The sequence below is a fragment of the Microvirga sp. 2MCAF35 genome (assembly GCF_052115545.1).
Taxonomy (GTDB): Bacteria; Pseudomonadota; Alphaproteobacteria; order Rhizobiales; family Beijerinckiaceae; genus Microvirga.
The window spans coordinates 53,753-68,034 of the sequence record NZ_JBFRGW010000003.1 but is presented as its reverse complement, the minus strand read 5'-3'; the positions used below and the strand labels follow the sequence as shown (position 1 = coordinate 68,034).

Below are 14,282 nucleotides of genomic sequence, written 5' to 3'. Positions count from 1 at the left end.
CTTCACCGGAAAATGCTCTAGCCTCCAGCCCCCACGCTCGGACGCATGTCCGTGGTTCTCTGGGCATCCACGGTAAAAAGATCCGGCCGCACCTGCTTCATGCGCTCGCCGAGAGTGGAGGCAAGAGTACGGGAGAACGTTGCCGTGATATGATTGTCGTCCTTGTAGATCAGCACATTCCCGCTGATCGGATAGCATTTCGTCCGGTCGCAGAATCTGTCTGTCAGATCGACAAATGAGACATTCGCAGGCCTTCTCTCCAGCCGCTTGGCCGGATCCACATCGTCCATCATCAATTTGCGATAGACGCTACATCGGGTCATATCCGAGACTCTTATCTCTAGGCAGTCAGGTATGCTCATCAACATCCAAGGGTTGTCTCGAATGGCGATGACACTCAATCCCTTGTCCGCAAGACGCATCCATTGAGCAAGATAACCTTCCGGCACATATTCCCTTGCGCCTTCAGCCATGTCTTTGTCAGGACCATCCCTGCGAGACCTCGTTGAGGTCGTAAAGACGGCGTCCGGCTTCAACTCGGCCAGCCGCTCGATCACGTGTTCGTTCCATTCAATGCAAGCTGGCGTATAGTCTGGATTGAGTTCAAACGGGCAGGCACTCTTCGTGATGGTGACGAGCCGCCAGCCGTATCGTTGTGCAAGGGCTTCCAGAGCAGGAAACCAATGCGCTGAGTGCGATCCTCCAACCAAAACAATCGTCCTAGTCGCACCATCGACTTTTCCATAGTCACACTGAATGATCTCCGCGGGCCTTGGGCCCTGGTGGCACTTCTCTCGATAGATCCTGGCGTTATCAAGCTTTGCGGCAGCAGGTGTCGGCAGCAGGGGAACTTCCGGCTTCATCATAGTTTCCGCCGATGCCGGAACGTTTCCCCCAGGATAATCCGCGAGCGAGCCTGCATCGAAGCGTTCACTGAAGTCGTTGTGAATTGTCCAAAGACCGGCCCCTAAAAGTATAGGAGCAGCAAGGGCAGCTGCCATGGCATGCACGTGCCATGTCCTGTCTTTGCCGATCTTGGATTGTTGAATGGGTCGTTCGAACCAGCGGGAGGACACATAAGCGCAGCATAGACTCATTGCGATGACCTGCAGACCGGCCTGCAATCCAAGCTGCGTTTTGTCGCTGATGAGCAATGCGAAAATGAGGACGGGCCAATGCCACAGATAAAAGGCAAAGGAAATGTCGCCCAAAGCGGAAAGAGGCTTGGACCCAAGGAGGCGATCAGCGCCGAACGTCAGAGTCCCACCGCCTGAGAGCAGGACCAAGGCTGCACCGATCGTAGGCCATAAAGCGACATAGCCAGGGAAATGGACAGACCGTGGAAAGATGAATCCGCAGCTGACGATTGCCAGAAGTCCGATCCACCCTGCGATGAAACGCATGATTGGAGAGATCGTCACATAAGGAAGCGCGATCGCGATGATTCCCCCTAAGGCGAACTCCCACATCCTTGCAAGTGTGTCGAAATAAGTCGGGGACGGATCGGCGCGCGTCTGCAAAATCGAATAGACAAGAGACGTCAAGAGTATTCCGCTCAAGGTCGCAATATAGGCTGGTGCGCCGATACGGGCCCTTCTCGCTGCGACCGCAACCGCCAAAAGAACGAACGGCCAGACCAGATAAAACTGCACTTGGACGGACAACGCCCAGAACTGCTGGACTGGGCTAGGAGCCTCACCTCGAGCGAGATAGTCGACCGAGTTCATCATGAGCTTGACGTTCTCAAGATGAAAGGTGCTGTAGAAAACCTCAGACAGGAATCCATCCTGTCTGCTCTTCGGCATCCAGATCAAGGCTGCCAGGAGAGTGAGGCACAGCACCAAATAGGCCGTTGGAGTCACGCGTTTCGCGATTCGGCCCCAGAAGGCAAGGACATCGATCGTTTGGTTTCGCTTCACCTCCTTGTAGAGGGATCCGGTGATGAGAAACCCGGATATGACGAAGAAGACGTCCACACCGCCCGATACGCGAGCTCCCCAAATGTGGAAACATGCGACGAGCAATGCTCCAATGGTGCGGACGCCTTGAATCTCAGGACGGTAATTCGATGAGGAAATCTGCCTGGAAGCTGCCATCGCGTCTGTCTTCACAACTCACGATGTCGGGGCTCTGCCTGCCTGAGCGAAGTGATAGGTTCACTGAAGCGCCTTTGCCCGCTGGGCATTGGCAGCGCGCGTGCCAAGCCAAATAGCCTCAGCCGCCATCATGAAGATTGATGTTACGCTACAGTATATGGACGAGCAGAGTGATTTGTCCCCTCTCTAAACAGATAGGCGCAGGCCATGGATGCGCGCCTGTAGAGCCCAGGGAACGCATATGAAAATGCCGCCCTAAAGGGCGGCATTTCTAGAATGAGATCAGAAGGGGTTTTACTCCGCCGCTTCGGCCACCTGCTCCGGTGGCGTCCACTTCAGCACCGGGTTGCGCGCGGCGCGCGTCTCGTCCAGACGGCGGCGCGGGGCGTGGTACGGTGCGCCCGTGAAGCGCTCCTTGTCGCCGTTCTTCGCAGCCATCGCAAGGTCGCGGAGCGTCGCGATGAAGAGGTCGAGGGACGCCTTCGATTCGGATTCCGTCGGCTCGATCAGCATCGCGCCATGCACCACCAGCGGGAAGTACATGGTCATCGGGTGATAACCCTCGTCGATCATGGCCTTGGCCACATCGAGCGTGGTCACGCCGGTGTCCTTCAGCCACGCGTCGTCGAACAGCACCTCGTGCATGCACGGCTTGTTGCCGAAGGGCAGCGAGAGGAGATCCGACAGGCCTGCACGGATGTAGTTGGCGTTGAGCACGGCATCCTCGGAGGCCTGCTTCATGCCGTCGGCCCCATGCGAGAGCATGTAGGACAGGGCGCGCACATACATGCCCATCTGCCCATGGAAAGCGGTCATGCGGCCGAAAGGCTTCTCGGCCGCATCGCTTTCCTGCTCCACCATTTCGAAACCGCCGTTCTGGCCGGCGTGGACGAACGGCACCGGCGCGAAGGGCGCGAGACGCGCGGAGAGCACCACCGGACCCGAGCCCGGGCCGCCGCCGCCATGCGGCGTCGAGAAGGTCTTGTGCAGGTTGATGTGCATGGCGTCGACGCCGAGATCGCCCGGCTTCGCCTTGCCCACGATGGCATTGAAGTTCGCGCCATCGCAGTAGAAATAGGCGCCGGCATCATGGATCGCCTTGGCGATTTCCGCCACCTGGGGCTCGAAGAGGCCGCAGGTGTTGGGGTTCGTGAGCATGATCGCCGCCACATCGGGGCCGAGGAGCTTCTTCACGTCCTCCACATGCACGGAACCGTCCTCGCGCGCCGGCACCGGCTTCACCGTGAAGCCGATGAGAGCGGCGGTGGCCGGGTTCGTGCCGTGCGCCGAATCGGGCACGAGCACCACGTTGCGGGTAGCCCCCTCGCCCTTCGCCTCGATGGCGGCCTTGATCGCCATCATGCCGCACAGCTCGCCATGGGCGCCGGCTTTCGGCGACAGCGCGACGGCCGTCATGTTGGTGAGCGTGACCAGATAGCGCCCGAGCTCGTTCATGAGCTCCAGCGCGCCTTGGACGGTCGAGACCGGCTGCAGCGGGTGCACGTCGGCAAAGCCCGGCAGACGGGCCATGCGCTCGTTCAAGCGCGCATTGTGCTTCATCGTGCAGGAGCCGAGCGGAAAGAGGCCCGTGTCGATGCCGTAGTTCTGTTGGCTCAGGCGCACGTAATGGCGCATGGTCTCGGGCTCGGAGAGACCGGGCAGGCCGATGGCCTCCTTACGCTCCAGGCCGCCGAGGCGCGGCTGGAAATCCTCCGGCTCGTCGAAGTCGACGCCGGTCGTGTCATAGCGTCCGATCTCGAAGAGCAGCGGCTCGATCTGCGCCAGTGCCTTGTTGCCGGTGAAGGTCGGATGCGTGGTGGTGCCGGCTTCTCCGGCGGAAGAGGGACGTCCCTGGCGGTTCAACATCACAGAACCTCCTTCAAGGCGGCGACGAGGGCCGCACGGTCATCATCGGTGTTCACTTCTGTGGAAGCGACGAGCAGCAGATTGTCGAGGCCGGCACCCGGCATGAGGCGAGACGCGGGCACGCCCGCGAGCACGCCCTTCTCGGCCAGACGCTCGACGACTTCGGCAGCGGGCTTGGCGAGTTTCACGGTGAACTCGTTGAAGAACGTCTTGTTGAGAACCTCGACGCCCTTCACGGTGCCGAGCTGATCGGCGAGCTTCACCGCATTGGCATGGTTGATGCGGGCGAGGCGCGACAATCCCTTCTCGCCGAGCAGCGTCATGTGAATGGTGAAGGCGAGCGAGCAAAGCCCTGAATTCGTGCAGATATTCGACGTGGCCTTGTCGCGGCGGATGTGCTGCTCGCGCGTCGAAAGCGTCAGCACGAAGCCGCGGTTTCCGTCTGCATCCACCGTCTCGCCGCAGAGGCGGCCCGGCATCTGGCGGACGTATTTCGACTGCGTGGCGAAGAGACCCACATAGGGGCCACCGAAATTCAGCGCATTGCCGATGGATTGGCCCTCGCCGACGACGATGTCCGCGCCCTGGCTTCCCGGCGATTTCACCAAGCCGAGCGACACGACTTCGGTGAATACGGCGATCAGCAGTGCGCCGTGCTGGTGCGCCTTGTCGGCGATTGGCGTCAGGTCGCGCACGTTGCCGAACACGTCCGGCGACTGCACGACGACGCAGGACGTCGTATCGTCGATCTGCGAGAGGATATCCTCGGTGCCGCTCACATCCGGCGCCAGGATGACGGTCTCGTCGCTCGCCATATCGGAGAGCGTCTTCACCACATCCGTGTAATGCGGGTGCAGGCCGCCGGAGAGCACCGCCTTGCGGCGCTTGGTGACGCGATGCGCCATGAGCACCGCCTCGCCCGTGCCGGTGGAGCCATCATACATGGAGGCATTCGCCACATCCATGCCGGTGAGCGCGGCCACCTGCGTCTGGAACTCGAAGAGATATTGCAGCGTCCCTTGAGCGATCTCCGGCTGATACGGCGTGTAGCTCGTCAGAAATTCGGAGCGCTGGATCAGGTGGTCGACGGTCGCCGGCACATGGTGCTTGTAGGCGCCCGCGCCCACGAAGAACGGCACGGACGATGCGGACATGTTCTTCGCCGACATGCGGGAGAGGATGCGCTCCACCTCCAGCTCGCCCTTGCGGCGCGGCAGGTCCATCGGCTCCTTCAGGAGCAGGCTTTTCGGCACGTCAGCGAACAATTCGTCCACCGTTTTGACGCCGATCCGCGCGAGCATCTCGCTGCGGTCGGTGTTGGAGAGAGGCAAATAACGCATCGGCTAAAACCTTGGGTGAGTTCAGTGCGAGGGAATGCCCGCCACGACAATCTCCGTAAGAACGGAGTTGGCGATGAAGCATTCCTTGTGGGCGAGGTGGTGCATGTCGGCGATCTGTTCCGGGGTGGGGATTTTCTCACCCGAGAACACGATCTCTGGATCGAGTGTAACTTTGGAGACGAAGAGCTTGCTCTTCTCGTTGGGCGCCATCACGCCAACCGCCTTGTCCTTGTAGGAGTCGACGACGAAGCGCTTCTTGGCGGCGATCCCAAGGAAAGTAAGCATGTGGCAGCTGGCGATAGCCGCCACGAACGCCTCTTCCGGATCGACCGCGTCTTCGCGCGACAGGGGCAACGGCACCACCGAAGGCGACGCCGACGCCAAAACGTCGATGCCGCCATCGAAGGACCATCGATGGCCACGGCTGTACTTGTTGTCGGAGAAGGCTTCGCCCTCCCCGCGCGCCCAAACAACGGTTGCCGTGTATTCGTGCGACATTGCCATGCCTGACTTGGAAGCCTCCAACGAAGCCTCATCCTGAGGAGGTGCGCAGCACCGTCTCGAAGGACGAGGCGTCTCCAGTACACTCTGGATCATCCTTCGAGACGCCGCTAACGCGGCTCCTCAGGATGAGGCCAGAGGTTCTGGACCTTAGGCTCTTACGAGATGGACTTCACGAATTCCTGGTACTGCTCCTCGGTCATGAGGCCGTCGAGCTCGCTCTGGTTCGTGAGGCGAATCTTCATGAACCAGCCGCGTCCGGCGGGATCCTCGTTCACGGTGCCGGGAGAGGCTTCGAGATCGCGGTTGACATCCACCACTTCGCCGGAGACCGGCGCATAGACCTCGCTCGCGGCCTTCACGCTCTCGACGACGGCGGCTTCATCACCCTTCGACAGGGTCTTGCCGACACTCGGCAGCTCCACGAAGACGACGTCGCCGAGCTGGCTCTGCGCGTAGTCGGAGATGCCGACGATGCCGGCATCGCCCTCGACGCGGATGTATTCGTGATCCTTGGTGTAGCGCGTGGTCATGGTGAATTCCCTCTTGTGAAGTGTCAGCGCTTGTAGCGATGGGGGGCGAACGGCATGGCCGCGACCTTGGCCGGCAGCGGCTTGCCGCGAACGATGAGGTGAAGATCCGTGCCGACAGCGGACACGTCCTTGGCGACATAGCCCATGGCGACCGGGCCGTTGACCGTGGGGCCGAAGCCGCCGGAGGTCACGATTCCGACCTCGCGGCCCTCGGGCGTGGTGATGATGGTGCCCTCGCGAGCCGGTGCGCGGCCTTCGGGCCTGATGCCGACGCGCACGCGAGCGGCCCCGTCCTTGATCTCGCGCTGGACGCGCTCGGCTCCGGGAAAGCCCCCCTCCTCGCGGCGGCGCTTCTGGATCGACCAGATCAGGCCGGCCTCGATGGGCGAGGTCGTGGCGTCGATGTCATGGCCGTAGAGGCACAGGCCCGCTTCGAGACGCAGCGAGTCGCGCGCGCCGAGGCCGATGGCCTTCACCTCGGGATCGGCGAGCAGCTTGTTCCAGAGCGCGGGCGCATCCTTGCCTTGGCAGGAGATCTCGAAGCCGTCCTCGCCGGTGTAGCCGGAGCGGGAGACGTGGCACCAGATGCCGTCGATCTGCACGTCGGCGGACATCATGAAGGCGAGGCCCGCAGCCTCGGGCGCAAGCTTGGCGAGCACGGCCTCAGCGGAGGGCCCCTGAAGAGCCATCAGGCCCAGGCCATCCCTGCGCCGCAGCGCGACGCCCTTCGGAAGGCGGGCCTCGATATGGGCGTAGTCCTGCTCCTTCATCGAGGCGTTCACCACCAGGTAGAGCCAGCCTTCGTGGCCGGGCGCGCCGACGCGGGTGACCATAAGGTCGTCGAGGATGCCGCCATCGTCCGCCAGCAGCTGCGAATAGCGCTGCTGATTGGGCTTGAGGTTCAGCACGTCGGCGGGGATCAGAGCCTCGATCGCCCGGGCGACGGTCTCGTGGCTCTTGTCCTCGGCGACGAGGAAGGCCTGGCCCATATGCGAGACGTCGAACAGGCCCGCATGCTCGCGGGCCCAGTTGTGCTCGGCCAGGATGCCGGTGGGATACTGCACCGGCATGTCGTAGCCGGCAAAGGGCACCATGCGGGCGCCAAGGGCCACATGCTGGGCATGAAGCGGGGTCTGCAGGAGCGGCTCATCGCTATGTGCATGCTCGGCCATCGGGTTCCCTCAAAGGTGCGCGTTCCATCGAGCCTTGCGGCCCGTTGCTGTGCGCCCCCTCTGTCCCGAGACCTGAGAGATTTCCCTCACCGCTTTCGCGGCAGGTTACGCCCGTCGGTGGGCGACGCCTGTTCGAACGTCGCCGCTTTCCAGAGTGCCAGCTCCCGCGCGGTCCTTTGGCCTGAGCGTTTCCGGGGCGGTTGCGCCTTCGGCGCCGGACCTGGGTCCGGTCTCTTCCGCGGGGATCATCGGCTTGATTTAGCTCTGAAGAGGAAATGCGATCCTGTCAACAAAGCAGGCCGTCGCTTCGAATATGTCCCTGCCTTAATTGACGGCAGGGCACCGACACTCCATCTTAGGGGCCATCTTTCACAGAAGGGGAGAAGCGCGGCCTGGTCCGGTCGGCAGCTCCACGCATCGTTGCTCGAACTGATCATCGCTCTTGCTCTCGTCGCCCTGAACGGCGTCTTTGCTCTTTCCGAACTTGCCATCGTTTCCGCCCGCCGGGCCCGCCTCAAGGCCATGGCCGAGCAGGGCCGCTCGGGAGCCACCACGGCCCTGACCCTCATGGAGGATTCGGGCCGCTTCCTGTCCACGGTCCAGATCGGCATCACCCTCGTGGGCATCCTGGCCGGCGCCTTCTCGGGCGCCGCGCTCGGTGACAGGTTGACCCAGATCTTCCTGGCTCAGGGCATGCCCGAAGGAGCGGCCCAGCCCTTGGGCTACGGCCTCGTGATCGGCATCATCACCTATCTCTCCATCGTCATCGGCGAATTGGTGCCGAAGCAGCTGGCGCTGCGCCATCCGGAAGGCATCGCCTGCACCATGGCTCCGGTGATGCTGGTGGTCTCGAAGGTCGCGGCCCCGGCTGTCTGGCTTCTGAACGCGTCGACCGGCCTGATCTTCCGCCTCCTGGGGGCCAAGTCCGACGATTCGTCGACGGTTACGGAAGAGGAAATCAAGATGCTCGTCGGCGAGGCCGAGAGCGCCGGCGTGATCGAGGAGGAGGAGCGCCGCATGATTTCGGGCGTGCTGCGCCTCGGAGACCGGACGGTGCGCGGCCTCATGACGCCTCGCACGGACGTGGACTGGATCGACCTGGACGACGACGAGGCTGCGATCCGCGCCCTGCTGATCGAGACCCCGCATTCCCGCCTGCCGGTGAGCGAGGGGACGCCCGACAACGTGATCGGCGTCGTCCAGTCCCGCGAGCTGCTCGCGGCCATGCTGGCGGGCCAGCCCCTGGACATCCGGAGCCATATCCAGGCAGCCCCGGTCATTCCGGACACGCTCTATGCCCTGGACGCTCTGGCCACCCTGCGCGATGCGGAGGTGCCCATGGCGATCGTCCATGACGAATACGGGCATTTCGAAGGGGTCGTGACCCCGGCCGACGCCCTGGAAGCCATCGTCGGCGCTTTCCGATCCGACGGCGAGGCACCGGAGCCCGACGCCATCCGGCGCGAGGACGGCTCCTGGCTGCTCGCGGGCTCCATGCCGGTCGACGAGATGGCCGAGGTTCTGGGCGTCACGCTGCCCGAAACCCGCAGCTATCACACGGTCGGCGGCCTGGTGATCAGCGAGCTGCAGCACCTGCCCAGTACGGGCGAGCACGTGGACACTCTGGGCTGGCGCTTCGAGGTGATCGATCTGGACGAGCGCCGGATCGACAAGGTCCTGGCCGCCCCCCTTAATCAGAGAGCGGGCGCTGCCGCTCTCTATTGAGACTGATGAAGCTTAACCGCGGCGGCGGCGGTTCGGGGCGGCGCGACCGCCTCCGCCGAGGCCGACCTCAATCTCGAAGCTGTTGGCATAGGATGGGGGCACCACGATGCCGTCCTCGATCACCGAGACGGTCGTCTGGGTCTGGCCGGCCGGAATGGCGGCCGCCACCCGGCGGGAGCGGTCGGCGAAGATGGTCGAGCCGTCCTTTACGACGATGTGAAGCGGCACGTCGTAGCGGCCGGACGCCCCGCCGACACCCAGGAGCGCCCGCGCCTCGACGCCGATCTTGACCAGGGTCGAGCCGTCCGGCTGGCCGATGCATTCGCGGGCGATCTCGCCCAGGGTCACCTGGCTTCGGATCGAGCCCTCCTCACCGCCCCCGCGCACCTGGAGAGCGGCGCCGCCGTCCACCACGTCGACGGTGGGGCAATACACGTCCCGGATCTCGGCCGATTGGGCCGGCGCCTGGTGCGTTCCCGCCGTGAGCAGCATATCGCCCATGCCGAAGCCGCCCTCGCCCGGCGCACCGCAGCCCGTAAGGGCCGAAAGGCCGAGTACCGCGAGCGTCCATCCGGCCTTCCGGCTCAATCCGTCTCTCATGATTGCCCCACCTTATTTTGGTCAAGTGTTACGGAAGGGCGTCGAACCCGGCCGCAAATCCGTTCAGGGACACGGGAATCCCGATCCCCTCCTCAGGCGTCTGGAACACGATGAAGGTGGCCGCCTGTCCCGTCTTCATCTGGTTGATCAGGTTGTCCTCCATCACGACCTCGGCCACGCAGCCCGTGGCCAGGCAGCGCACGAATCCGGCGCGGCCGATATCCGTCTGGTCGATCTTGAGGCCGAGGCCCGACGGCAACAGAATACCAAGAGGTGCGACCACGCGCAGGAGGCGGCTTTTGCCGTCGGCGGTTTTCAACACGATAATGACGAGAGTGACGTTAGGGCGGTCCTCGGCGACGACGTTCTGCACGAGGGCGCATTGCTCGGCCGTGGCACCCGCCGGGGTCTCGCAGCGCATCTGCCACTCGCCGTAGGTGTTCTTGACCATGCCCTGAGCGCCGGCGCCACTGGCCCCGAACAGGGCCGACAGCCCCAGGATTGCCGCCGCACCATGGCGAGCCCATCGCGATGCGCCCATCGGTTTCTCCATTCGCTAACCCTGATCAAGGGTCGCGGCCTGCCGCCGCTTCAGGTCCATCTTTGGCCCGTTGGGACCATGGCAGAGGGCGCGATGTCAAGCGAGAGAGGCCGTTTGGAGGGTCGAAATGATTTTTGGCGGTTATGACGCACAGTTTGGAACGCTTCTACCGTTGCGCTTGAGCGCGTCCTGTGATCTTTGACGCAGATCAAAGGTGATGGCGCAAGCCGGGCGCCGCTTTCCGCACGCCCGCGCCTTCTCCGATGCTTTCATGGCCCTGGGCCATCACATCTTTAGGAGCTTAGGAACGCCGATGCGGATCGAGACTGGACGTCGATCGGTGACCGCCCTCTCCACGGCAGCGGTCGCACTTGTGTTGGGCATAAGTGAGGCGTGGGCCGCCGCCGGTCGCCCTTCCCCTTGGGAAATGGGCATGCAGGAGATGGTGACCGAGTTGGGACACAGCGTGTCCAACTTCCACACCTACCTGGTTTGGCTGATCACCGTGATCTGCCTGTTCGTGCTGGCCCTGCTCCTTTGGATCGTTGCCCGCTTCAACGAGAGCAAGAACCCGGTTCCCTCAAGGACCACTCACAACACCCTCCTCGAGGTGGCCTGGACCATCGTTCCGGTCCTGATCCTCGTGGCGATCGCCATTCCGTCCTTCCGCCTCCTGCGCCAGCAGCTCGTTCCGCCGCAGGCCGATCTCGTGGTCAAGGCGACGGGCTATTCCTGGTACTGGGGCTATGAGTACCCAGCCGACCAGGGTGGCTTCAAATTCGATTCGAACATGATCACCGAGGCCAAGGACCGTAAGCCCGACCAGCCCCGTCTGCTCGGTGCCGACAACGCCATGGTCGTTCCGGTGGGCAAGGTCGTGAAGATTCAGACCACATCCGCCGACGTGATCCACTCCTTCGCCATGCCGTCCTTCTACATCAAGGTGGACGCGATCCCGGGCCGCCTGAACGAGACCTGGTTCAAGGCCGAGAAGGAAGGCGTGTATTTCGGCCAGTGCTCCGAGCTCTGCGGCAACGGCCACCCCTACATGCCGATCGAAATCCGCGTCGTGAGCGAGCAACAATTTGCCGCTTGGCTCACCGAGGCGAAGCAGAAGTATGCTTCGACCGAGAGCGACGCTCCGCTCAAGTTCGCGACCGCTCAGTAATTGTAAGAAGGACCACAGAGGTCTCATCATGGCACATGCAGCTGATGCCGCTCACGCGGATCACCACGATCACCTTCCGAGCTTCTGGCGCCGGTGGTTCTATTCCACGAACCACAAGGATATCGGCACGCTCTACCTCATCTTCGGCTTCACGGCCGGCATCGTCGGCGGCCTTCTGTCCATCGGCATGCGCCTAGAGCTCCAGGAGCCGGGCCTTCAGTATTTTTCCAATCCGCAGGCCTTCAACGTCTTCGTGACCGGCCACGGCCTCATCATGGTGTTCTTCATGGTGATGCCCACCCTCATCGGTGGCTTCGGCAACTGGTTCATCCCGATCATGATCGGCGCGCCGGACATGGCCTTCCCGCGGATGAACAACATCTCGTATTGGCTCACCGTCTCGGCCTTCTGCCTGATGCTCTGCTCGCTCTTCGTCGAAGGCGCGCCGGGCTCGCTCGGCTTCGGCGGCGGCTGGACCGTGTACCCGCCGCTCTCGACCGTCGGCCATCCCGGCCCGGCGCTCGACTTCGGCATCCTGGCCCTGCACCTTGCCGGTGCGGCCTCGATCCTGGGTGCGATCAACTTCATCACCACGATCCTCAACATGCGCGCTCCGGGCATGACGCTGCACAAGATGCCGCTCTTCGCCTGGTCCATGCTAGTGACCGCGTTCCTGCTGCTCCTGTCGCTGCCGGTTCTCGCGGGCGCGATCACGATGCTGCTGACCGACCGCAACTTCGGCACGACCTTCTTCGAGCCGGCGGGCGGCGGTGACCCGGTGCTCTACCAGCATCTGTTCTGGTTCTTCGGCCACCCCGAAGTGTACATCATGATCCTGCCGGCCTTCGGCATCGTGTCCCACATCATCTCCACCTTCTCCAAGAAGCCGATCTTCGGCTATCTCGGCATGGCCTACGCCATGGTGGCGATTGGTGTGGTCGGCTTCGTCGTGTGGGCGCACCACATGTACACGGTCGGCCTCTCGCTCCAGACGCAGGCCTATTTCGTGTTCGCCACGATGGTGATCGCGGTTCCCACGGGCGTGAAGATCTTCTCGTGGATCGCCACCATGTGGGGCGGCTCCATCCGCTTCACGGCGGCCATGCAGTGGGCCGTGGGCTTCGTGTTCCTGTTCACGGTCGGCGGCGTCACCGGCGTCGTTCTGGCGAACGCTCCCGTCGACCGCTACATGCACGACACCTACTACGTGGTGGCGCACTTCCACTACGTGCTGTCGCTCGGCGCCGTGTTCGTGATCTTCGCCGGCATCTACTACTGGTTCCCGAAGATCACGGGCTACGTGATGCCCGACTGGATCGGCAGGCTGCACTTCTGGATCGCGTTCATCGGCGCCAACGTCCTGTTCTTCCCGATGCACTTCCTCGGCCTGTCCGGCATGCCGCGTCGCTATGCGGATTATCCGGACGCCTTCGCGGGCTGGAACCTCGTCTCCTCGATCGGTTCCTACATCTTCTTCGCCGGTCTCTTCGTCTTCATCGGCGGCGTAGTCTATGCCTTCGTCCGCAAGGAGAAGGCTGCCGACAACCCGTGGGGCGAAGGTGCGACGACGCTGGAATGGACCCTGTCCTCCCCGCCTCCGTATCACCAGTTCGAGACGCTGCCCCGCGTCGTCGACACCGGGCACTAAGTCAATCGAGTGGGCGGCATCACGCCGCCCGCTCCTCCCCAGAGGGCTTGCGCTGACAAGCCTTCCGGCGAGGAGCCGACTTTCAAGAGGCCTTTTCGGCCTCGTCACGGCATTTCGGAAGATCAAGCAGTTATGAGCACCATGTCGAACAGTTTGACCGAAACCCAAGCAGAGCACCTTGCCACGGCAGGTCTCTCGCAGGGTGACGTGTCCGACTTCTTCGCCCTTCTCAAGCCGCGCGTGATGTTTCTCGTGGTGTTCACGGCGCTCGTCGGCATGGTCGTGAGCCATTCGGACGTTCATCCCGTCGTGGCTTTCGTGTCGCTTCTGATGATCGCCATCGGCGGCGGCGCGTCCGGCTGCCTGAACATGTGGTGGGATGCGGATATCGATGCCGTCATGACCCGCACCCGCAAGCGTCCGATCCCGGCCGGCAAGATCCAGCCGGGCGAGGCCCTTGCCTTCGGCGTGACGCTCTCCGTCGGGTCGGTGATCATCCTGGGCCTGGCCAGCAACTTGTTGGCGGCCGGATTGCTCGCCTTCACCATCTTCTTCTACGTGGTCGTCTATTCCATGTGGCTGAAGCGCTCGACGCCGCAGAACATCGTCATCGGCGGTGCGGCGGGCGCCCTCCCCCCGATCGTGGCTCAGGCGGCCGTCACGGGTCATGTGGCGTGGGACAGCATCGTTCTGTTCGCCATCATCTTCATGTGGACGCCGCCGCATTTCTGGGCCCTGGCCCTGGTGAAGTCCGGTGACTACGAGCGCGCCGGCATTCCCATGATGCCGAACGTGGCCGGTCCCGATTCCACGCGTTTCCAGATCCTGGCCTACACGGTTCTCCTGGCCCCGCTCGGCCTTGCTCCGGTGGCTCTCGGCTTCGGCGGACTGGCCTATGCCATCATCGCTCTGATCGGCGGCCTCGGCATGCTGGCGCTCGCCGTGCAGGTCTATCGCCTGCGCCAGGGCGAACCCGCCATGCGTGTTGCCCAGCATCTCTTCGGCTTCTCGATTCTTTATCTTTTCCTTCTCTTCGCGACCCTTCTCGCGGAGCACGGCTTCGGCTTCTTCCGGCCGGTTTTCGGGTGATCG

General features: G+C 63.1%; 12 protein-coding genes and 1 riboswitch. Of the genes, 4 read left to right on the top strand and 8 right to left on the bottom strand.

Features of this window, described 5'->3' with window-relative positions:
- Positions 1-17: 17 nt before the first annotated feature.
- The 6 genes from AB4097_RS02370 to gcvT all read right to left on the bottom strand — a co-directional run bounded on the left by AB4097_RS02370 (position 18) and on the right by gcvT (position 7,508).
- Positions 18-2,096 (bottom strand): acyltransferase family protein, encoded by a 2,079-nt coding sequence (locus tag AB4097_RS02370; RefSeq protein WP_442036882.1) that lies wholly within the window; start codon positions 2,094-2,096, stop codon positions 18-20.
- A gap of 294 nt (positions 2,097-2,390) precedes the next feature.
- A complete protein-coding gene (gcvPB, locus tag AB4097_RS02365) occupies positions 2,391-3,962 on the bottom strand; it encodes an aminomethyl-transferring glycine dehydrogenase subunit GcvPB (protein ID WP_442036880.1) in 1,572 nt (523 codons plus the stop codon).
- Positions 3,962-5,302 carry an aminomethyl-transferring glycine dehydrogenase subunit GcvPA gene (gcvPA, locus tag AB4097_RS02360; RefSeq protein ID WP_442036878.1) on the bottom strand — a complete coding sequence of 447 codons (1,341 nt, stop codon included), beginning with the start codon at positions 5,300-5,302 and terminating at the stop codon, positions 3,962-3,964. The genes gcvPB and gcvPA overlap by 1 nt, the downstream gene beginning before the upstream one ends.
- A gap of 21 nt (positions 5,303-5,323) precedes the next feature.
- Entirely contained in the window at positions 5,324-5,800 is a 477-nt protein-coding gene (locus tag AB4097_RS02355; protein WP_442037067.1) for an OsmC family protein, read from the bottom strand.
- A 161-nt stretch (positions 5,801-5,961) separates the two neighbouring features.
- A complete protein-coding gene (gcvH, locus tag AB4097_RS02350) occupies positions 5,962-6,336 on the bottom strand; it encodes a glycine cleavage system protein GcvH (RefSeq protein WP_442036876.1) in 375 nt (124 codons plus the stop codon).
- A 23-nt stretch (positions 6,337-6,359) separates the two neighbouring features.
- Positions 6,360-7,508 carry a glycine cleavage system aminomethyltransferase GcvT gene (gene gcvT, locus AB4097_RS02345; protein WP_442036875.1) on the bottom strand — a complete coding sequence of 383 codons (1,149 nt, stop codon included), beginning with the start codon at positions 7,506-7,508 and terminating at the stop codon, positions 6,360-6,362.
- A gap of 159 nt (positions 7,509-7,667) precedes the next feature.
- Positions 7,668-7,757: riboswitch (glycine riboswitch) on the bottom strand.
- 171 nt (positions 7,758-7,928) lie between these two features.
- Here gcvT and AB4097_RS02340 point away from each other — a divergent pair.
- Positions 7,929-9,233 (top strand): hemolysin family protein, encoded by a 1,305-nt coding sequence (locus AB4097_RS02340; protein ID WP_442036873.1) that lies wholly within the window; start codon positions 7,929-7,931, stop codon positions 9,231-9,233.
- Between the two features lie 12 nt (positions 9,234-9,245).
- Here AB4097_RS02340 and AB4097_RS02335 read toward each other — a convergent pair whose 3' ends face one another.
- On the bottom strand, positions 9,246-9,833 hold the full coding sequence (locus AB4097_RS02335) for a hypothetical protein (RefSeq protein WP_442036871.1): 588 nt from the start codon (positions 9,831-9,833) through the stop codon (positions 9,246-9,248).
- Positions 9,834-9,861: 28 nt separating this feature from the next.
- Entirely contained in the window at positions 9,862-10,374 is a 513-nt protein-coding gene (locus AB4097_RS02330; RefSeq protein ID WP_442036869.1) for an invasion associated locus B family protein, read from the bottom strand.
- Between the two features lie 313 nt (positions 10,375-10,687).
- Here AB4097_RS02330 and coxB point away from each other — a divergent pair, with 313 nt between their 5' ends.
- The 3 genes from coxB to AB4097_RS02315 all read left to right on the top strand — a co-directional run bounded on the left by coxB (position 10,688) and on the right by AB4097_RS02315 (position 14,279).
- Positions 10,688-11,542, top strand: coding sequence for a cytochrome c oxidase subunit II (gene coxB, locus AB4097_RS02325; protein WP_442036867.1), 855 nt, complete (start codon positions 10,688-10,690; stop codon positions 11,540-11,542).
- Between the two features lie 28 nt (positions 11,543-11,570).
- Positions 11,571-13,190 carry a cytochrome c oxidase subunit I gene (ctaD, locus tag AB4097_RS02320; protein WP_442036865.1) on the top strand — a complete coding sequence of 540 codons (1,620 nt, stop codon included), beginning with the start codon at positions 11,571-11,573 and terminating at the stop codon, positions 13,188-13,190.
- Between the two features lie 132 nt (positions 13,191-13,322).
- Positions 13,323-14,279 (top strand): heme o synthase, encoded by a 957-nt coding sequence (locus AB4097_RS02315; RefSeq protein ID WP_442036863.1) that lies wholly within the window; start codon positions 13,323-13,325, stop codon positions 14,277-14,279.
- Positions 14,280-14,282: the final 3 nt, after the last annotated feature.